This is a genomic window from Halalkalibacter sp. HAAS-P014 (assembly GCF_056619965.1).
Map to the genome: position 1 here is coordinate 25,490 of NZ_JBWQTV010000010.1, position 19,965 is coordinate 45,454.

17 protein-coding genes and 1 riboswitch are annotated in these 19,965 nt (G+C 38.6%); of the genes, 4 read left to right on the forward strand and 13 right to left on the reverse strand.

Annotation, left to right across the window (positions count from 1 at the left end):
• Positions 1-164 precede the first annotated feature (164 nt).
• On the forward strand, positions 165-773 hold the full coding sequence (locus AC1FXZ_RS07775; RefSeq protein WP_480052270.1) for a TetR/AcrR family transcriptional regulator: 609 nt from the start codon (positions 165-167) through the stop codon (positions 771-773).
• A gap of 198 nt (positions 774-971) precedes the next feature.
• Positions 972-1,862: a hypothetical protein gene (locus tag AC1FXZ_RS07780; RefSeq protein WP_480052272.1), complete on the forward strand. Its 891-nt coding sequence runs from the start codon at positions 972-974 to the stop codon at positions 1,860-1,862.
• A gap of 158 nt (positions 1,863-2,020) precedes the next feature.
• On the opposite strand, the gene AC1FXZ_RS07785 is transcribed toward AC1FXZ_RS07780, so the two are convergent.
• The 7 genes from AC1FXZ_RS07785 to AC1FXZ_RS07815 all read right to left on the reverse strand — a co-directional run bounded on the left by AC1FXZ_RS07785 (position 2,021) and on the right by AC1FXZ_RS07815 (position 10,851).
• Positions 2,021-2,755, reverse strand: coding sequence for a hypothetical protein (locus AC1FXZ_RS07785; protein WP_480052274.1), 735 nt, complete (start codon positions 2,753-2,755; stop codon positions 2,021-2,023).
• Between the two features lie 174 nt (positions 2,756-2,929).
• Positions 2,930-3,295 carry a flagellar protein FliT gene (gene fliT, locus AC1FXZ_RS07790; protein WP_480052276.1) on the reverse strand — a complete coding sequence of 122 codons (366 nt, stop codon included), beginning with the start codon at positions 3,293-3,295 and terminating at the stop codon, positions 2,930-2,932.
• Positions 3,295-3,690 (reverse strand): flagellar export chaperone FliS, encoded by a 396-nt coding sequence (fliS, locus tag AC1FXZ_RS07795; protein WP_480052278.1) that lies wholly within the window; start codon positions 3,688-3,690, stop codon positions 3,295-3,297. Before fliS ends, fliT begins: the two co-directional genes overlap by 1 nt.
• A 16-nt stretch (positions 3,691-3,706) precedes the next feature.
• Complete coding sequence (locus tag AC1FXZ_RS07800) at positions 3,707-5,311, reverse strand: flagellar hook-associated protein 2 (RefSeq protein ID WP_480052280.1); 1,605 nt, start codon at positions 5,309-5,311, stop codon at positions 3,707-3,709.
• Positions 5,312-5,326: 15 nt separating this feature from the next.
• Positions 5,327-5,671: a flagellar protein FlaG gene (gene flaG / locus AC1FXZ_RS07805; protein WP_480052282.1), complete on the reverse strand. Its 345-nt coding sequence runs from the start codon at positions 5,669-5,671 to the stop codon at positions 5,327-5,329.
• Positions 5,672-5,809: 138 nt separating this feature from the next.
• Positions 5,810-9,565, reverse strand: a complete 3,756-nt coding sequence (locus tag AC1FXZ_RS07810) for an OmpL47-type beta-barrel domain-containing protein (protein ID WP_480052284.1) — start codon at positions 9,563-9,565, stop codon at positions 5,810-5,812.
• A 79-nt stretch (positions 9,566-9,644) separates the two neighbouring features.
• Positions 9,645-9,731, reverse strand: a riboswitch (cyclic di-GMP riboswitch).
• Positions 9,732-10,038: 307 nt separating this feature from the next.
• A complete protein-coding gene (locus AC1FXZ_RS07815; RefSeq protein ID WP_480052286.1) occupies positions 10,039-10,851 on the reverse strand; it encodes a flagellin N-terminal helical domain-containing protein in 813 nt (270 codons plus the stop codon).
• Between the two features lie 423 nt (positions 10,852-11,274).
• Between AC1FXZ_RS07815 and motA the strand changes: the two genes are divergently transcribed.
• Positions 11,275-12,075, forward strand: coding sequence for a flagellar motor stator protein MotA (motA, locus tag AC1FXZ_RS07820; protein WP_480052288.1), 801 nt, complete (start codon positions 11,275-11,277; stop codon positions 12,073-12,075).
• Positions 12,068-12,823: a flagellar motor protein MotB gene (gene motB / locus AC1FXZ_RS07825; protein ID WP_480052290.1), complete on the forward strand. Its 756-nt coding sequence runs from the start codon at positions 12,068-12,070 to the stop codon at positions 12,821-12,823. The genes motA and motB overlap by 8 nt, the downstream gene beginning before the upstream one ends.
• A gap of 104 nt (positions 12,824-12,927) precedes the next feature.
• On the opposite strand, the gene AC1FXZ_RS07830 is transcribed toward motB, so the two are convergent.
• The 6 genes from AC1FXZ_RS07830 to AC1FXZ_RS07855 all read right to left on the reverse strand — a co-directional run bounded on the left by AC1FXZ_RS07830 (position 12,928) and on the right by AC1FXZ_RS07855 (position 19,954).
• Positions 12,928-14,994: a flagellar assembly protein A gene (locus AC1FXZ_RS07830; protein WP_480052292.1), complete on the reverse strand. Its 2,067-nt coding sequence runs from the start codon at positions 14,992-14,994 to the stop codon at positions 12,928-12,930.
• A 222-nt stretch (positions 14,995-15,216) separates the two neighbouring features.
• The gene (locus AC1FXZ_RS07835) at positions 15,217-15,624 is read right to left on the reverse strand and encodes a flagellar basal body-associated FliL family protein (RefSeq protein ID WP_480052294.1); all 408 of its coding nucleotides are present in this window, start codon (positions 15,622-15,624) and stop codon (positions 15,217-15,219) included.
• Between the two features lie 63 nt (positions 15,625-15,687).
• Positions 15,688-16,734, reverse strand: a complete 1,047-nt coding sequence (locus AC1FXZ_RS07840) for an HD-GYP domain-containing protein (protein WP_480052296.1) — start codon at positions 16,732-16,734, stop codon at positions 15,688-15,690.
• A 41-nt stretch (positions 16,735-16,775) separates the two neighbouring features.
• Complete coding sequence (locus AC1FXZ_RS07845; RefSeq protein WP_480052298.1) at positions 16,776-17,507, reverse strand: hypothetical protein; 732 nt, start codon at positions 17,505-17,507, stop codon at positions 16,776-16,778.
• 32 nt (positions 17,508-17,539) lie between these two features.
• On the reverse strand, positions 17,540-17,851 hold the full coding sequence (locus AC1FXZ_RS07850; RefSeq protein WP_480052300.1) for an STAS domain-containing protein: 312 nt from the start codon (positions 17,849-17,851) through the stop codon (positions 17,540-17,542).
• A 30-nt stretch (positions 17,852-17,881) separates the two neighbouring features.
• Entirely contained in the window at positions 17,882-19,954 is a 2,073-nt protein-coding gene (locus AC1FXZ_RS07855) for a flagellar assembly protein A (protein WP_480052302.1), read from the reverse strand.
• Positions 19,955-19,965: the final 11 nt, after the last annotated feature.

Below are 19,965 nucleotides of genomic sequence, written 5' to 3' on the forward strand. Positions count from 1 at the left end.
CATTACCTCCATCTAAGATGATTTCGCTTACATTTAAAGTTTAGGTGTTCTTTTTAACCTCATCAATCATCAAAGAATTGTATTTGTTCATTAGTGAACAAATGTACTAGGATTGTATAGTATTATTTGCGAAACTGATCATTTTAGGAGATACTTATTTTGAGGTGAAACAAGTGACTGAGCATTATGATAAACGAGTTTTGCGATCAAAATCTGCTATCAAAGAAACCTTTTTAAACCTACTATATACAAAGCCTTATAATCAAATTTCCATCTCCGAAATTGTTCGTGAGGCCAATTATAATCGTGGCACGTTTTATGCGCATTTTGAGACGAAAGATCATTTGCTTAATGAGGTTGTCGATGATGTCTTACATGAAATGATTATTCAAATACGAAAACCTTACCAATCGGCCAATCGAGTCGATATGGAACAACTAAATATAAATGATGTCACTTTATTTCAGTACTTTAAAGAAAATGCCAAGCTCTATAAACTATTATTAAGTGACCACATCCAAGTAGACTTTCGTTTTCAAATGGCAAAAGCGTTGGAACAGATGTTTATTTCTGAATACGAGTATGAGTTAAATGATGAAGCATCCCTTGATATAAAATGGCTATATACGTATCGGGCGTATGGCCTTACAGGGCTCATTATCCGCTGGATTGAAGAAGACTTTCCCGATTCCCCTGAACATATGACGGAACAAACATTGAAACTGATGACGACTGCCACGAAGGTGTTTCATGTGAAAAATAAGCGCTTATAAGTGACAAGAAGCCAGCTCCTATTAAAGAGCTGGCTTCAACAATATTAAGGCTGATTAGGATCGTGGATAGACCACGATCCTACTTATATAACAACTAAAACATTGGATTGCCGTTTCCTCCCTTTAGCCTCTACTAGAAAAGATTGACATTCACTAGAATATTATTTTAAATAGTAGGTACTTAGAAGGAGTGATTGCATGTTTATCCGTAGGAAAATACTCTTGCTACTAGTCCTCGCTAGTTTAGTAGGAGTCGGTGGTTGTGACTTTAATGTAACGATTACAGTAAATGAGTCGGAACCTGATAAAGAACAAGTAACAGCTATAAATGAACCTGTTCGTGAAGAGGAGGAAGCTGAACCTAACGACGCGCAATTTGCGGAAGAACCGGAAGTTCAAGAAGAAATACAGATTGATCATATCGAGGAAGATTTAGAGGTAGACTACGAGCCACAGATTTATCAAGAAACAGACGATACCGGTACAGAAATGTGGGATGAAAACCTTGAATATGAAGTAGGGGACACCGGTGTTGCTGTAACAGAAGAAGAACTAGCTGCTGCCCAGCACAGCGATGGTATAGAAACAGGAATGGATGATCCCTATGAACAGCAACAGGAAGGTTATAGGGAGACAATGAGAACAGCAATGGATCTGACTATCGGAATGAGCAGACAAGAGGTCAATTCCACGCTCGGAGAAAAAGAGGATCCTTATGATGACTATGCTTATTTCCCTCTTATTTTATACTACAAAAATGAAAAGTTAATTGGGTTGCATTACGTATATGCGATGCCTCACGAAAATGATATTACCAAAGAAGGAATTCAGCGCTCTGATTCCTTTGAAAAAATCTATGATACATACAAAAACTATGATATGTCATTTTATTATGTTGATGCTTTCGATTATCCGAGATTCATGTTTGTAAATGTTGCTGATGAAATCTATTCCTTTGAATTCTCTGAATGGGATTACGATGGAACCATTTACCTGGTTGGATTCGGCAGAGGGAATGAAGCATTTATTGAAAGATCTCCAATTATTTCTCATCGTGACCTTACGGAAGGTAGGAAAGACGGCAGGTAACGTAATCTAATAAAAAAATAGGACGGCTGAAAACTGTACTATGATCGGACTTATTTGAAGCGCTCTCGAGAACCATTAAGGAACGTGAAACGAACATAAACAAGTTTTACTAATTTAAAAGATCTACGAAGGAGGGATGGACGGTAGATATTCAACTGTTACCATCCACTCCTTCTTCTATCTTCCTCAGCTTCTTGGAACGAGACAGGAGAATAATTCCCTTCTCGTGCTTCCAAGACAACAATAAATCTTTCTCCATTAAAAAAGTCCCCTCCCTTCGTCCTAACTACCGATACACGGGCATATTGATCATCGCGGCTATTTAGTGTCGCTTGATAAACCACATTCTTGCTAGGTTCAAAGTGCATCCTAACAAAATCTTGAGCGAGTATTTCAAGATGGCGATCTGAATTAGGCTGAATCACATTAACCGCTTCATAGCGCTCACTTATGACATTACCATCCTCATCTTTTTCTACAAATAAAACCTCGGTCAATCCGTCGTCTTCCTCAAGTTCGGCACTTTCTGCTTCTAATCTGTCTAATTCCTCTAATTCCTTTGCGACAGCTTCATAATCAATATCATCCATTGGCTCCCCAGGAAGTTCAAACTCCTCAAACGGTTCCACTTCAGTACTTTCTACCAATGGTATTTCTACTTCTTTCTTGTCTTCTTCTAGTAATTCACTTTCATCTATTTGTTCCTCTACCTCAACCTCTTCTGCAACAACTTCTGCTTCGGTCTCTTCATCTATTTCTTGTGTACTCGTTTCTTCCTTTGCTGATGGAAGCACCCCCACCTCTTGCAGCTCTGAAAAAAGAAGATAGTACACAAAAATACAAGCAGGTAGCAATAAACAGATCAAAAAAGAACCTATCATTGGTTTAATCACATAATCACCTATTCTTTTGGGTCACAGGATAAAGATATCGCTTTTTCTCTCATGACTTTTTGTCCTTTGATTCTATTTTACCATATTTAACTATAACTGCAGCCTATCTAGTACGTAAAAAGCTCTCAAATAGCTTTGAGAGCTTTAATTTAAAACATTAATGTAAAAACTGTCTTATAGACTACGTTTATCAATAAACGCTCCTTCATTCGTGGTTAATTCGTACGGGTTGTCATACTTACGGTTCATCTTCTTTTTTAAATGCATCTTATCGATATCCACTTTTACTTGTAGCTTTACCCGTTTTAAATTGGCTTCGATTTCCTTATTTAACTGAATTAACTTTTTCGCCAATTCTATTTCTTGAGGGCTTTTAGCTGGAGACTCAATTGTTGTTATTAACGATTTTCTATCTGAAAGAAGTGACTCAACTTTTGTAATCTCTCTCTCCCTCTTCCCAATATCAGAGGCAGTCATTGAATGTAAAAGCTCGAGCAACTCATTTGAGATCTCAATTAAACGGTTAATAATTACAATCATTATCCTTTACCTACATGACGGCTTTTGCGATCAATTAGCAATGCTTCTTTCCAAGTATCGCGAAAATCTTTGATTAACCCTTCTGCTTCATTAAGCTTTTCCATGCTGTTTTCTGTATTTGCTTCTGTTAACCGATTTAAAATAAAATCATATAGTGCTAACATATCTTTCCCAAGCTTTGTATCAGTCTTTAATGTTACCATTAACTCTCTAATAATATTTTGTGCTTTTACTAGGTTTTGATGCCGCGCTTGGATATCTCCATCTGCAATTGCTTTTCTTGCTAGTCCAACAAATTTTAGACAGCCATTGTAAAGCATAAGTGTCAGTTCACCGGGTGAAGAAGTTACTGCTTTATTTTGTTGGTAGGCTTGTTGTGGATTTCCCATAGCCATTTTCTCTCATTCCCTTCTAATACATTCCGCCCATTAATTGGCTCATTAAGGCATTTCCTTGTGCATTCGCTTCATTAACTGCCCGTTCCATTCGTGTAAATTGTGTCCAATACCGTTGCTCAATTTGTGCAAGCCGTCGTTCAAAGTTATCAATCTGTCTATCAACATTTATCAAATCTCTTCCAAGTGTAAACTGCTGATTCGTGCGGTTTTCATTCCCAGCTCGACCGACAATTTGATTAATCGAGCTATTAATGGTTGACCGTAACCGTCCGATTAAACCAGTTTGATTTTGAATCTCCCTACGTTCTTCTGTAGTTCGCTCTGATGTTTTAATACTTGTTAATTCAGAATCAGCGACGCTATTAAGTACTTGGTGAACAGCATCAGGATCATCCTCTAAGGCTGCTCTTAATTTTTCTTCATCTATTTCTAAACGGCCACCGTCACGAAAGTTACTTGTCGTCGTAATACCAATTTGAGAAATATGGTTAAACTGCCCTGATGTTTGAACAGGTGTGTATAAATCTGTTCTCATTTGTGTCAATAGAGCAGAAAGAGTTGGGTCTCGGCGAAGCAACCCACTTTTAGCTTTTTCATCCCACATTTCAACTTCCCGTTCTGAAAGCTCACGGCGCTGTTCATCTGTGAGTGGTGGAAAATCACGATGACGTGGCTCATTTAACATCACTTGTATTTCAGCAATTGTTTCATTGTACGTATCGACAAAAGCTTTAATTTTCTCAAACGCATCATCAGTGTTAGATGTAACATTTACTGTTTTAAATTCACCGTCCGTCGGCTCAGTTATATTAAAAGTCATCCCTCCGATTGTAATACGGTTAGAGCGTGATTCCCGTTCAATTGTTTCACCGTCAAATATTGGGTTTTGAAATGCTACTTTAGCATTAACACCGCCTGTTTCGTTTTCTTGTTTTATATTTAATACTTCTGTTAAAAAGCTTGTATCGCCACCGAATATAATTTGATGATCGGAAGTCTTCCCATCATCTAAAAATTCTCCTGTTTCTTTTCGTTCAAAAACAACACGGTCAAAGGCACTATCATAATAAGCACGAACACCAAGGTTAGAATCGTTAATTTGCTTCAAATTATCATTTAGAGATTTTGTTGTATCAATGGTAAAGTTAACCGTTTCATCCTCACCCTTATTATTAAAGGTTGTAATCGAAAACGTTGTATTATGATAGTGATCAAGATTCCCTACCGATTCTTCCTGCTGATTCAACCGGGTTGAAGCACTGAATTGCTTTTCTCCTGTTGTAATTGCCGTTTCACTTATGTTCCTTGTTTTAGTTGCTACTTGATCCACCTTAAACTGATAAGAGCCTGCTTGAACACTGGCATTTGCTGTTGCCGTAAACATTTGTGGATTCGAGGAGGTTGCTTGCCGTGTGTTTAAATCAGTCCGTAAACGAATCGATCCTGCCGATTGTTCTAATGTACGTAATTTTAAATTCATATCACGGTAAGCATCTCTTTGCCATTCTACCGTTTGCTTTTGTTGGAACAACCGATCAAGTGGCTGCCTCTCTACTTGCATTAATTGTTGCACAATTGATTCGGTATCAATTCCTGATGCTATACCACCAATTCTCACTCTTTACACCAACTCTCATATTTTTCTGTCTATAAATAAACCGATTGTTTCTTTTACCGCAGCACGTATATCCAGCAATTCCTTAGGGGGAATCTCTTTAATAACCTCTTTTGTATTGCCATCCACGACTGCTACATAATATTCATTTAACTTTTCATGAAGACTGAATTGCAGCTGTGTATTGGACATCTCAAAAAACTTATTAAAGTTATCAATCTCGTTAATAATATCTTTTAATTTAATAGAGTTATCCTGCTTTTCCGACAACTCTTTCTCTGTTTTATTCACTGATTCAGAAGTTTCTTTATTTTTATGATAATCATATGTTGGTGATTTAGACATGCCAAGATTAACTTCCATCGTACTCGCTCCTTAATTAAGCCTTTATTTCTAGTATCGGAAGAAATAGTAATTTTGTTTAGTTATTTTTTTTATGAAATTATTAGAAAAATAATTAAAGGCTGTTGAGAGTTTTCTCAACAGCCAAAGGATAGTGATTTATTTTTTCTTATTATTATGTTGCACATTAGCGGTAGTATAACCTACAACTAGTTCATCTCCCAGCATAGCTCTAAACTCAAGTCTCTCTTCAGGTTTATTCCACTCGAAATCTTCTCTGTTAAATTTAAACTGGCCTCTTTGAGCTTGATTTTGATGGCCATTATTTTTTGAAACTGCTGAAACTCCATTAACAGTTACACTTTCGAGATCGAATTGATTTAGGTTAAAACCTTGAGGCAGATTTGCCTTAACAGTAAATACTCCACTGTTGCCAGTTATTACTTTTGGTAACACTTCTAATTCAGCAGGAATATAAACTACAACCTCTTTTTCTACTGTTGACTGCCAACCTGCATGGTCTTCAACTTCTACTTTTATCGTATAAGTTCCAGGCTGGTCTAATGCTACGATCTCACCGTTACTAATTTCCACTTCATTGACTGTCAGTTTTTCTTTAGCAATTCCAGAAATGCTATCATCGGCTTTATAATGGATTTGAAGCTCTGTTCCCAGTGCATATTCTTTATTTAGTTCTAACGAAATAACTGGAACAGTTTTATCAACTTTCACGGTTTCTAAAGAAGCTTCTTCGATATTGCCAGCGTAGTCCACGCTGTAATAAGATACTTCATTTTCTCCCTCTTGTGTTACGGTGAATTCCGTTCCCTCTTCATACTCAGATCCATTGATTGAGTAATAAGTTGCTGCTACTCCGCTTTTATCATCTGTCGCTGTCAGTTCGACCTTGAAGTCTGCCTTTACCCACTCATTAACTATATTTGAAAATGTTTCAGGGGCTGTCTTGTCTACTTTTACTGTTTCAGTCTTCGCCTCTTCCACATTTCCAGCGTTATCTACACTGTAATAAGATACTTCATTTTCTCCTTCTTCCGTTACTATGAATACCGTTCCTTCTTCATACTCAGATCCATTGATTGAGTAATAAGTTGCTGCTACTCCGCTTTTATCATCTGTCGCTGTCAGTTCGACCTTGAAATCTGCCTTTACCCACTCATTAACTATATTTGAAAATGTTTCAGGGGCTGTCTTGTCTACTTTTACTGTTTTAGTCTTCGCCTCTTCCACATTTCCAGCGTTATCTACGCTGTAATAAGAAACTTCATTTTCTCCCTCTTGTGTTACGGTGAATTCCGTTCCCTCTTCATACTCGGATCCATTAATTGAGTAATAGGTTGTTGCTACTCCACTTTTATCATCTGTCGCTGTCAGTTCGACCTTGAAGTCTGCCTTTACCCACTCATTAACTATATTTGAAAATGTTTCAGGGGCTGTCTTGTCTACTTTTACTGTTTCAGTCTTCGCCTCCTCCACATTTCCAGCGTTATCTACGCTGTAATAAGAAACTTCATTTTCTCCCTCTTGTGTTACGGTGAATTCCGTTCCCTCTTCATACTCGGATCCATTAATTGAGTAATAGGTTGTTGCTACTCCACTTTTATCATCTGTCGCTGTCAGTTCCACTTTGAAATCTTCATTTACCCACTGATCTATAATGTTTGATGTTGTCTCAGGCGGCGTGATATCACTAATGATCTCTACTGTAACAGCATTAGAATGGACAGATTCGCCAAAACGGTCATGAACAGCGGTTACGACATAGTTGTGAGTACCATCCTCAATATTTCTTACCCAAAAGTTAAGGCGGTCTGTTGTACCTAGAAGCACCGGTTCTCCTGTAACAATCTCATAAATGTTATAAGAACTGCTATATGGAATTTCATCCCAGTTGATTCGAATGTCATTTTCGTTTTCTGCTCCAATGCGAATAACGGGTGCTGAAACTTCTGGAAAGTCCAATGTTATGTTAATTTGACTCGCCTCATGAGATTCGCCAAAACGATCATTGTAGGACGTCACTTCAAATGCATATTCTCCCTCCGGCAAATCTCTAAACCATTGGTTCACACGGTCTGTCGTTTCAACCAACTCACGCTCTCCATCTATCCATTGATAAATATAATACTCTGTTGCAAATTCTGTTTCATTCCATCTTAACTGAATATCATTTCCATTCGCTAATCGTTCATTCAATCCGCTTGGCGCTTGCATTGTTGGGTGGACCAAATTTACTTCTAGCAATGCTGGTTCTGATTCTCCAAAACGGTCACTGTAGGACGTTACTTCAAAATGATAAACTTCCTCCGGCATATCTCTGAACCATTGATTTACGCGATCTGTTGTAGCCACTAATTCACGTTCACCATTAATCCATTGATAAATATTATATTCTAGCGCATATGATGTTTCATCCCATCTTAACTGGATGTCGTTTCCGTTTAGCAGCCTTTCATTTAATCCGATCGGTGCTTGCATTTTCGGATGAACTAAATCCACCTCTAATAATGAAGGTACGGATTCACCAAAGCGATCACTGTACGATGTTACTTCAAAATGATAATCTCCCTCTGGCATATCTCTGAACCATTGATTTTCACGATCTGTTGTAGCCACTAATTCCCTTTGCTCATCGATTAATTGATAAATTCGATATTCTGTGGCATAGTCAACTTCGTTCCATCTTAATTGGATATCATTTCCATTCGTAATTCTCTCATGTAACTCCTGTGGTGATTGCATTTGTGAATGGACTAAATTGATCATTAATTTCGATGCCTCGTTTGACTCCCCGAATCGATCACTATAGGATGTTACTTCAAACACATACTCTCCTTCTGGCATGTCCCTGAACCATTGACTTTCACGATCTGTTGTTTCAACTAGCTCTCTTTGGCCATCTATAATCTGATAAATTCGATATTCTGTTACAAATTCTACTTCATCCCATCTCAATTGGATGTCATTTCCATTAGCTAGTCTTTCATTTAAACCGGTCGGTGCTTGCATTTCTGGATGAACTAAGTTCATTTCCAATTGCGATGATTCGACTGATTCTCCGAAACGGTCACTATAGGATGATACTTCAAAATGATAGTCACCTTCAGGCATATTTCTGAACCATTGGTTCACTCGGTCTGTTGTTTCAACTAATTCGCGTTGCCCGTTGATCCATTGATAAATTTTATATTCTGCTGCATATTCTACTTCATCCCATCTCAGCTGAATATCATTTCCGTTTAGCAGCCTTTCATTTAAACCGGTTGGCGCTTGCATCTCTGGATGAACTAAAACAATGTTCAATAGTGCAGAATCAGACTCACCAAAGCGCTCATTATGTGATGTTACTTCAAAAGTGTATTCACCCTCCGGCATATTTCGAAACCACTGGTTTAACCGGTCTGTTGTTTCAACTAATTCTCGCTGGCCATCGATCCACTGATAGATATAATACTCTGTCGCATACTCCGCTTCATTCCATCTCAGTTGGATGTCGTTGCCGTTTGTATACCTTTCGTTTAAGCCCTCTGGTGCTTGCATTTCAGGATACACAACGTCAACTGTAACTGTTTGTGAACTGACCGACTCCTCATCACCTGATACAGATGTAATCGCATACGTGTAGGTCCCTTCAGCTAACCCTCTAATAATAGCTCTGTTTCTTGTAACCTCGGCAGTAAGAACCTGTTCCTCACTTACTTCATACACACGGTACTGGTTTACTCCTGAGACATCTTCCCAATCAATCCGGACATCACCAGGGTATGTCTGATTGACCGTTACATTTGCAGGAGCATCTAAATCATTAGATGCTAGTACAACAGAGGTTGGTAAAATTAATTGAAGCACCAATATCACTGCCATAAAAAATGCTAACTTGCTAGAATTTTTTTTCATTACTTTTGCCCCCTTTTCTAGAAAAAAGACCATAAAAAAAAGCCTTACAAGAAAGTAGGCATAAAGACTCCTATCATCTTGCGGTAACCGGCTACCATCTACCCAGAGGTAGGTCAGGCCCTTGGCTTTGCGTCTCATAGTTTCCTATGATTTGCCTTTTTCACTAGATATTTTCTATCATATCCATATTATGAGATTTGACTTATAAATTGTCAATACAATTCATTATTAGGAGTGTCTTTAAAGCTATATATCGATACTAAATTAGTCTTCCTTTTATAAAAATAGGAATATATTACTTTTAAACTGATAGTATAAACTAATTGATTGAGATAAACTTTCTCACAAATCTAATATCATTAATCTAGGCTGCTAATACCCTCTTATTTAACTTAATAATTAAACTTCGGCTGTTAGACACCCAAAAAGAACCTTAGAAATAATTTTTCTAAGGTTCCAAAGGGTACTAAAAATTAGTTTAGAAGTTGTAATACAGCTTGTGGCTGTTGATTTGCTTGAGCAAGCATTGATTGAGAAGCTTGGTTTAAGATGTTTGTTCTAGTGAACTCCATCATTTCTTTAGCCATATCAACGTCACGGATACGAGATTCAGCAGCTTGTAGGTTTTCAGACGCATTATCAAGGTTTTTGATAGTATGCTCTAAACGGTTTTGATTTGCTCCTAAATATGAACGCCATTCAGAAACCTTTTCAATAGCAGCATCTACTAAAGCAATATCAGCATCAAAAGATGTTCCGTCAGCAACGACTCCATCCACTGTAAGACCAGCTGAATCCAAATCTTCATCTAATGTTAAAGTAAGTTGTTGGCCGGCATTTGCTCCTATTTGTAAATCATAATCAAAGTTCCCATCAAGTAGCTTCTTGCCATTAAATTCTGTTCTCTCGGCAATACCATCTAACTCATTATTTAACTCTGTAATTTCATCTTGAATAGCTTTTAAATCTTCAGATTCTAGCGTACCTTCATTTCCGGCTTGAACTACCAATTCACGCATTCGCTGTAAAATTGCATGAGTCTCATTTAAAGCACCCTCAGCTGTTTGGATTAGAGAAATACCGTCTTGTGAATTACGTGACGCTTGATCTAAACCACGGATTTGTCCACGCATTTTTTCAGAAATCGATAGACCTGCAGCATCGTCACCAGCACGATTAATACGAAGACCTGAAGATAACTTCTCCATTGCGTTTGAATTTTGGTTAACGTTAATTCCCATTTGACGGTGTGCATTCATTGCAGATAAGTTGTTGTTAATAATCATAATAATTTTCCTCCTTGAAATTACTCCGCCCACGTCCTTGTGGTTGGATAAAAAGTAGTTAAGTTCGCTACATTGTAAGCGGCCGTCTCACAATGTAACTCCTTACACTATTATTATCGGAGTGCTTTTTTAAATGTTTAGTAGTTTTTTATATTTTTTTGATTATTTTTTCCTAGAAAAGTTATCCATTATCTAATCTTTACTAAATACCTCTGTATTTTCTAGCTTTTTTAGGTCTAAGTGCATAGATTTCTTTTTATTTTCTATTGATAAAAGTCACATTTTTGTCGATATAACTAGTATACAGTTCTTTTCTATTATATTTAATTTCGATTGAGGAGGTTTCGCTTGTTTTTTGGTTGCTAGTTTCATGAACGAGTGCACATACAATTGCTATTCTAACTTAGAAAAAGAGGAGACATTATGGACAAGACATCAATTATCGGAATTATTTTAGGGTTTACAGCCGTCTTGCTTGGCTTAATTTTTAAAGGTACGAGCTTGGCTGTTTTGTTAAATCCGGCTGCATTTTTTATTATTATCGTCGGTACAATTGCTACGATCTTAATCGGTTTTCCGGGAAGCGAGATTAAGAGAATCCCTAAGTTGTTTGGGGTGTTATTGAAAAATCAAAAGCAGCCAGACACTGCTGAGGTGATTCAGCTTTTCACTAGATATAGTTCACTCGCCCGTAAAGAGGGGTTGCTTGCGTTGGAGCAGGAGATCGATTCGGTTGAAGATCCGTTTTTAAAGCAAGGCTTAAAAATGATCGTCGATGGGCAGGAAGCGGATTTTATTCGCGATACAATGGATGAAGAACTTAATGCAATTGAAGAGCGTCATGCTGCTGGGGCGCAAATTTTTACACAGGCTGGTACGTATGCTCCGACACTTGGGGTGCTTGGAGCAGTGCTCGGTTTGATCGCGGCGCTTGGGGATTTAAATGATATGGATGCACTTGGTTATGCGATTGCGGCAGCGTTTGTGGCGACGTTGTTTGGGATTTTCACTGGGTATGTTTTGTGGCATCCGTTTGCCAATAAGTTAAAGCGTAAGTCTAAGATTGAGATTATGACGAAGAGCTTAATGATTGAGGGAATTTTATCGGTTCAAGCAGGAGTTCCTCCTCGTGCGATCAGCGATAAGTTGATTGTGTATGTGCCTCAATCTGAACGAAGTAAAGTGGAAGAGATTATGAACCAAGGAGAGAGCGTGAATGGCTAGGAGGAGAAAGAACCATCATGAAGATCATGTTGATGAATCGTGGTTAATTCCTTATGCCGATGTTCTTACATTGTTGCTGGCACTTTTTATCGTGTTGTTTGCGATGAGTTCGGTTGATGCTGAGAAATATCAACAGTTAATGGGGGTTTTTAATGATCAATTCCAAGGGGGGACTGGGATTATGGAGCACCCTTCGCCAGTTTCAAGTTCGTCTCCTTCCCCAGATCAACATGAGGATCAAGTAGAAAAGGACGATCGTGATCAGGCAGTGCAGCAGGAGAACCTCGACTTACGCAAGCTTAAAGAGGAAATTGATCACTATATTGAAGAGCATGACTTGGATTCGGATTTAGAAACACAGCTTTCAGAGGACGGATTGTTGCTGACGATTTTGGATAATGCGCTCTTTTATTCGGGAAGTGCTGATGTAAGACCGGATGCAGTCAGACTCGCTGAACAAGTTTCAGATTTATTAATTTCTGATCCACCACGGAGAATTGTTGTTGCTGGGCACACCGATGATATTCCGATTAGCAACGCAAACTTTCGCTCCAATTGGGACTTGAGTGCTCAACGTGCCTTAAATTTCATGAAAATTTTAATTGATAACGAGGACTTGAATCCACAAAACTTGAGTGCAACAGGGTATGGTGAGTATCATCCCGTTGCTTCAAACGAGACCGAAGCAGGCAGAAGCCAAAACCGGCGTGTCGAAGTATTGATTATCCCGAATTATCAATTGAATTAACTAGGCTAGTAGGCTATCCCTGATCAAGTGGGATGGCCTTTTTAATCTCGTTTGAAATTATAAAAAAAAAGATAGATCTCTATTTGGGACCTACCTTTAACCACTCATATTTTAAAGACAATTCGTTCCTCTTCATCCAATGATGCATGGACATGATGTTTTGTTCCTGTAAAGTCATGTTTCTTGTTTCCGATTTTAATCGTTGTTCCTTCCATTGCTGTTCGAATCGAAATGTATTGGTCATGAGGAACAGCGATTAATGTTGTAGTTCCGAATTCTGTACCAGCCTCATTTATTTCTACTCCTTGGCGCCCGTATACTTCTCCTCCACGAAGAATGCCTTTGATTTGTAAGAAGCCTCCTGCATGAACTTTTGTGTTGATGCATCCTTGACCTGTTATCTCAATATTTCCACTGCAATAAAGTTTACTGTTAGAAGCGCTTGGTATATTGATAGAGGAAGCTGTTTCCTCATTGATTTGACTGAAATCATGTAATTCTTTCATTTTTCTCGATAGATTAATCACTTTCTCTAAATCAACTGGTTCCTTTGTTATCGAAAGGAATATTTGCTTCAAGACAACAGCAACTGTTCCCCACTCGCTAATGTCTAAATAGCCTGAACTTTTTCTTACTGCTGCTATGTATTTCCTTACAAGTCGTGGGTACTCTTTAAATTTCTTCTCTACTAAAATTCGAAGTAATGGTTGCAGTCCGTTTCTTGAAAAATCATCATAGTTAAAGTTACGGGACTTCATCAGTTGATGAATGACCGCGATCATTGTTTCTGTATGCTTGTGTAGAGTTCCAAGAAGTTCGCCTAATTCAACTTCCAGCATACTATTTTTTCCTGCCGTTAGTTCTGAATTGCTAATGTTTCGATAGGATACAATCGCTCCAGCTGCTGTTAAAGTGGCACGGTTCACTTCTTTTCGAACCGTTATATCCCCTTCAGCCTCGACCGTCATCCCTTCACTCACTTTGCCTAAAACGTCTACATCGCCAACAAAACGAATATTGCCCGAGATCATATTCACATCTCCATTATGGGTGAGCTTTAACATCACAGACGCTTTGACGACTCTCCCTCTTTTCTCAATTTGAGGGCGTCCTGATATCGTTGAAATGAGTTGGTCCTCCACTTGCGAAACACCTTTTCCTAGTTTAAGAGTAATAGGATATGTTTGTTTAACAGGAATCAGCTCATTTGTCACGGTACGACCAGGTTCACCAGGTACTGGAGAATGAACGATCGCAATCACTTGTCCTTTTGCACAGTTAGGGATCGTTTTACTTTCACGGAAGTCGACTCGCCCATCTTCCTGCTCCGTCAAACCTACTTTCGTTTCTGTATCCACTTTCATTTCAAGCCAACCGTCTTTTCCTTGTTTCGCTAGGGTCCCTGTAGCGATCTCAAATGTTCCACGTTCCTCGGTTTGAATCGCCTTTACAATTTCAGCTCGATTAATCCCGTGCTGTATATGTAAGTTTTCGAGTTCTTTTGTAATAAGTTCCTCGTTTAAACGATTTTGAACTTCTTTAACCTCTGTTACCTCTATTGTTAGATGTTCATCAGGGGAATGATCCGGGATCGTCCGAATCAGCTGATATCCAGGTTCAACCGTTAACAGGGCTTTTAATTTATCATGGTCAACCGTTATATTCCACGTTGTTTCTTGCTCTTCGTTTTGAACATCGAGTTCAATTTGATCATCTTCTGAAACTAGCGTTGTACCTGTTACAACTTCATGATTCTTTTTGACTTGTACCCCTGTTGTACCCGTAATCAGTGGATAAGAGCCTGGAGACGCTTTGCAATAAACTTGTCCCCCTTCGATCCACACTTTTCCTAACAGGGATTCATCTGATCTTATTGACTGGTCATCCTTTTGTAATTCATTATGTATATTGAAACCTTCAACAGGGATAGTAGAAAGTGCTTCTTCAAGTAATTCCATCTGGTCTGGATTTTCTTGATCTTGTATCGACTCTTTCTCGCTCATTCGTTTTGTCAATTTAACGATTGCTTCTTTTGAGCCCATTCCTAAAAAGCCTTTTGTGCTATGTTGGATGATTTCGATATGTACTTCTTGTTTCGTTGCTTCTAATAGTGATAGTCCAATCTGAATCGCTTCAGATAGATCTTTTCCTTTTGAAACGATGCTCTGCATTTTAGCTCACCTACTTGTGTAATACTCTTGAAAACGTGATAGTAATAATCTTATCTCCACTATGGTTATATTTTACCATACCTTTAGTGTGGTATTTTCCATATCCTTTAAAATAGCCTATGGTTTTATTTTCCACTCGAAACAAAAAAACACCCCGAGTACCGTTGAACGAAACGTTGCTCGAAGGTGTTTCTCTATTTCTGCTCATGCTACGGGAACAATCTACTGCATCACTTTCTCTGTTATAAACACTTGATTTATCGTTCCTTTTGTTAGAAACGAACTAAGCTCATTTTTAATACCATTTTCCAGCTTCTCAAATCCCCCATCTTCTTGAATGGCTTTTTTATCTAGAGATGCAAGGTATAGAATGACTTTGTTTTCAGCGAGAGGATAGGCATTTTCTAATTCTGCTCTAGCACGTTTTGAATCCGTTTCAATTGCAAATGCTACTTGCAGATGACTTTTATTTTGAATCGATGTGACGATCCGGTCTGTATGAAAGACCCGGTCTTCCAACGTGTTCAATTCATTTGATGTAGGTGGTGAAGTATCTATATTATCGTAAACAATATAGCCTGTTAAGCCGACGACAGCGAGCGACAAAATCGCGATTAGGAAATTTTGCATAGGATCATTCCTTATTCATGAAAATGGAGGGTATGTGACAAAAGGTCAAGTTCAGACCTTTTGTCACATACCCTTAGATATTTTCGTTTCTGCTGTTTCGATTGATTCGATTAAGATTGTTGGTTGGTTGCTTAAGTCGATTTCTTTATTTAATTCCAGCAGACGGACAATCGGGCGGTGTGGATTCGAAATGATTCTTGTTACGATGCCTTTTCGTTTTCCTCCGATATTTAGTTGTACATTGGTACCTGGAGGGTAACTAATAATCCCTTGGCTAAAGGCTAACACAATCTGGTGGTTATATTTTGTTTCAGAGTAGGTCATGATCTGCTCGATCGCCTCATGTGGCAAGGCTGCTTCTACTGAAATCAAATGGTCATATTCGTTTGCGAGACTGCATATTTGTGCAAACTCCAACACCTGATCATCTATCAGCTGCCTTGGGTACCCTTTTCCATTTATCGTTTCATGATGTTGATAAGCAACATGCGCTGATATTAGGCTAAACTCCCGGTGTGAGCGAATGATGTTAAAACCAGCTTCCGGATGGTCTTCTTTCTTCGTTGTTTTTGCTTTTCCAATGTCATGCAACAAACAACCAATCCCAAGATCATTGAGCTGTGTGTATGTACAACCAATCTTTTTTCCAATTTGCAAACCGATTAGCGTGACATTTACAGCATGTGCAAATGCAGATAATTGTTGGTCAACAGCCGTCGAAGGAACAAGCATGATCGCACTTCGTTTTTGAACTTCTGTAATCAGTTTCTTAACTGCTTGTTGAATATCTTTTAACGGCAACACTTGATCGCTTTGCGCTGACTTATATGCTTGTTCGACAACAGAGATAATATCGAGCCATGTTGGCATATCAACCATTTCTTCAAGTGTAATCCCTTTTGATGCCATATCTTCAATGAATAAATATTTTATCCCGAGCTGCATGAGCTTCTCTTTGTACTTAGGATGAATCGTGCTTCCAGCGCCTAATAAAACACGTCTTCTCGAGTCATAAACAGGCTTTGCCAATTGCATAAATTGCTCTTGATATTCCTCAATTCCAATCATTCTCATCTTTTCACCTTCTAACTGAACCTTTTTGCCATCCACATTTCTCGACTGCAACTCCTCTATTTTGGGAGTTGATGTTTTCACTTATCCTTATTGTTAATATGTCTGCTAACGGTTGAGGGAGAAACTTTGTACGATTGACTAATTTCGCTCAGTGTAAATCCCTTTTCGTAGTAAAGCTTTTTCCAAATAGGTGTGATACGTTGAATGTCTTCTGATGATGCTTTCTTACTTCGAACCGTCACGCGTTCTTTAATATTTCGGTATACTGTATCTGGACTTACATCGTATTTTTCTGCAATGTATTGAAATGACAACCCGTCTTTATAAAGTTGTTCCCATTTTTTAATAAAGGGTTCATAAACGTACTGATTATTTGTCACCTCTAACTCAACATCATCCTTAATTGTATTAAGAACAATTTTAGAGTGAACTTGATACGTGTCGGCGATCGCTTTTAGAGATTTGCCTTTTTTAAATAAAGAGATCCACGTCGGTTTTAACTCGTTTAGTAACGGCTGTACTTTTTTATACACATTGGTTTTGACCGTTGTTTCACTCACCTGATTTCTTCTCGCTATGTCGGCAAACGACTTGCCTTTGTAGTATTGCTGGATCCATTTCTCGATTTGTTTCCGGTCAAATTGTGATCTCGACTTGCGTTTCACCTTATGCTTAATATATTTCGATACGGTTTCAACTTGGACCGAATATTGTTTCGCAATCGCTGAAAAGGTTAATTTCTCTTCATCATAAAGGCGAATCCATTCATTCTCCAAATGGGCATATTGCTTTGCTTTTCCTCTAGGCATGCTCTCTCTCCTTTTCCGTTAGTCGTCCACTCTTACACAAATATTCCTTCTCCAACGATGTCCGGGATCTGCAACAATTCAAAGACTTCCATCACTTCATCTCTAACATTCGTAATTTTGACGTCAATTTGTTTGCTATTTAGTGTTTCTACGGCATTTAACAACAGTCCGATCCCCGATGAATCAATAAATGGCACGTGTTGAAAATTCATGCTCACTGATTGGTATTGTTCCATTATAGGAATGAGTTCAAGCTCGATGACTTCTGTACTGTCAATATCTAAATCCCCTTCAAGGATTAATTCGAGCTTTTCATTTTCTTCTCTTTTTGTAAATTGGATCATCTTGCTTCCCCCTCAAAGTAGTGCGTGGTCTTATTTAAAAACAATCCGGTTTTCCCGATCAAGAGTTGCATATACATCATGCTTCGTTTCGGTAAACACATGTTTAACGTTTCCAATTTTAATCGCTGTTCCTTCCATTGCTTTTCCGATGATGATCTGTTGATCAAAAGAAGTTGCGATAACCGTTGGTGTACCAACTTCGGAACCTACTTCTTTAATGATTGCTCCTTGCCGGCCATATACTTCTCCACCTCGGACCACCCCGTTAATCCTTGCATATCCACCTGCATGAACCTTCGTATTGACACACCCTTGTCCACTAATTTCAATATCTCCACTGCAAAAGAGCTCACTGTTTGAAGCATTTGGAACAATCATATAGGAGTCTGGTTCAACAGGTGTTTGACTGAGCTCATGTAGCTCTTTCATTTTTGTTGATATGCCTTTAACTTTCTCGATTGTTACGAGCTCATTTGATAATGAGAGGAACAATCGTGTTAATTGGGTTGCAACATTTCTCCATTCCTCATCATCTAAATAGTCCTCACCTTTCCTGAGCACTTCAACATATTTCTTCGCAAGTGGAGGGAAGGTCTGAAATTTCTTCTCTAATAAAATTCGTATTAATGGTTGTAAGCCTTTTGTTGTAAAATCATTGTTCTTAAAGGCAGGAGAGTTCGTTAACTGATTGACGACACCAATGATGTTTTCGGTATGCTTATGCAAAATACCAAGTATTTGGCCTAATTCAGCTACAAGCATGTTATTTTTTCCTGCTGATAATTTCGAACTGATGATGTTGCCGTGTGACATAATTGCTCCTGATGCTGTAAGAGTGGCGCGATTTATTCCTTTACGTACCGTAATATCGCCGGCTGCCTCAATCTTCATCCCTTCTTCGACTTTCCCTAACACTTCGACATCACCGATGAAATGAATATTGCCCGATTCTAAATCTACATCACGACCATGTGTTAGTTTTTCCATGATTGAGACTTTCACTAGCAATCCTCGTTTCTCGACTTGTGGGCGTCCATGTTCAGTTGCGACAATCTTGTCATCAACTAGGGAAACTCCTTTTCCAAGAAGAAGCTTAACCGGAAATGTTTGTTTTGCAGGCAAAGGTTCATTCGTGACGGTTGAACCAATTTGGCCTGGGATTGGTGGATGAACAATGGCGATGACCTGCCCTCTTTCACACGTTGGGATCGATTTGCTTTCACGGTAATCGATCCGGCCATCTTCTTTTTCTTTAAGCCCTACTTTCAAATCCGTTTCTACTTTCACTTCGATCCAACCATCTTTGCCTTGTTTCGGTTCCATCCCCGTTGCAATTTCAAACGTTCCCCGTTCCGTTGTTTCGATTGCTTTGACGATCTCATCTTGATTAAATCCATGCTTAACTCTAAGTTCTTCGAGTTTTTCAATGATGGTTGTGTAACTTATGTTATTACAGACCTCTTTAACCTCATTGATAGCTAGTTTAATATGCTGATCCGGCACGATATCTTGGATCGTGCGAGTGATTGTATAACCTGGCTCGACGTGCAAGAGGACCTTTAATTTATGTTGGTCCATCGAGACTTTCCATTTTGTTTCTTTTTCTTCATCTGTAACTTCTAATTCCCATTGATCACTTTCTGAAACAACGGTTGTTTTTTCTGTTACGAGTTGTTGGTTCTTTTTCAGTTTGATTCCTTCTGTTACTGTCACCATCGGAAAATGGTTTGGAGACGATTGGCAGTGCAATTGTCCGTTTTCCACCCATACCTTCCCCATCATCGTTTCTGATTTCTTCTCTTCCCTTGTTACATTCTGGAAGTCATGCTCTTTGATCGTTATCTTTTCATCAGGGATGCTCTCGATTGCTTGCTCAAGTAATGCCATTTCATCTGTTACCTCAAGAGCTGTTTGTACTTGGTCATGTTGACTTTCTCGCTTCGTCAACTTTACGATCGCTTCTTTTGTGCGAATGCCGAGAAATCCTTTGGCATTATATTGGATGATTTCAATGTTCACTTCTTTTTTCGTCGTCTCTAATAATGTTAGCCCTAAATTAATCGCTTCTGAGATGCTTTTTCCTTTCGACACAATTGATTGCATATTGACCCCCA

What these genes read in the sequence shown, in the direction of transcription:
- AC1FXZ_RS07780 (WP_480052272.1), top strand. Translation starts at nt 972, where the DNA reads ATGTTTATCCGTAGGAAAATACTCTTGCTACTAGTCCTCGCTAGTTTA.
- fliT (WP_480052276.1), bottom strand. Translation starts at nt 3,295, where the DNA reads ATGATTGTAATTATTAACCGTTTAATTGAGATCTCAAATGAGTTGCTC.
- fliS (WP_480052278.1), bottom strand. Translation starts at nt 3,690, where the DNA reads ATGGCTATGGGAAATCCACAACAAGCCTACCAACAAAATAAAGCAGTA.
- flaG (WP_480052282.1), bottom strand. Translation starts at nt 5,671, where the DNA reads ATGGAAGTTAATCTTGGCATGTCTAAATCACCAACATATGATTATCAT.
- AC1FXZ_RS07810 (WP_480052284.1), bottom strand. Translation starts at nt 9,565, where the DNA reads ATGAAAAAAAATTCTAGCAAGTTAGCATTTTTTATGGCAGTGATATTG.
- AC1FXZ_RS07815 (WP_480052286.1), bottom strand. Translation starts at nt 10,851, where the DNA reads ATGATTATTAACAACAACTTATCTGCAATGAATGCACACCGTCAAATG.
- motA (WP_480052288.1), top strand. Translation starts at nt 11,275, where the DNA reads ATGGACAAGACATCAATTATCGGAATTATTTTAGGGTTTACAGCCGTC.
- motB (WP_480052290.1), top strand. Translation starts at nt 12,068, where the DNA reads ATGGCTAGGAGGAGAAAGAACCATCATGAAGATCATGTTGATGAATCG.
- AC1FXZ_RS07830 (WP_480052292.1), bottom strand. Translation starts at nt 14,994, where the DNA reads ATGCAGAGCATCGTTTCAAAAGGAAAAGATCTATCTGAAGCGATTCAG.
- AC1FXZ_RS07835 (WP_480052294.1), bottom strand. Translation starts at nt 15,624, where the DNA reads ATGCAAAATTTCCTAATCGCGATTTTGTCGCTCGCTGTCGTCGGCTTA.
- AC1FXZ_RS07845 (WP_480052298.1), bottom strand. Translation starts at nt 17,507, where the DNA reads ATGCCTAGAGGAAAAGCAAAGCAATATGCCCATTTGGAGAATGAATGG.
- AC1FXZ_RS07850 (WP_480052300.1), bottom strand. Translation starts at nt 17,851, where the DNA reads ATGATCCAATTTACAAAAAGAGAAGAAAATGAAAAGCTCGAATTAATC.
- AC1FXZ_RS07855 (WP_480052302.1), bottom strand. Translation starts at nt 19,954, where the DNA reads ATGCAATCAATTGTGTCGAAAGGAAAAAGCATCTCAGAAGCGATTAAT.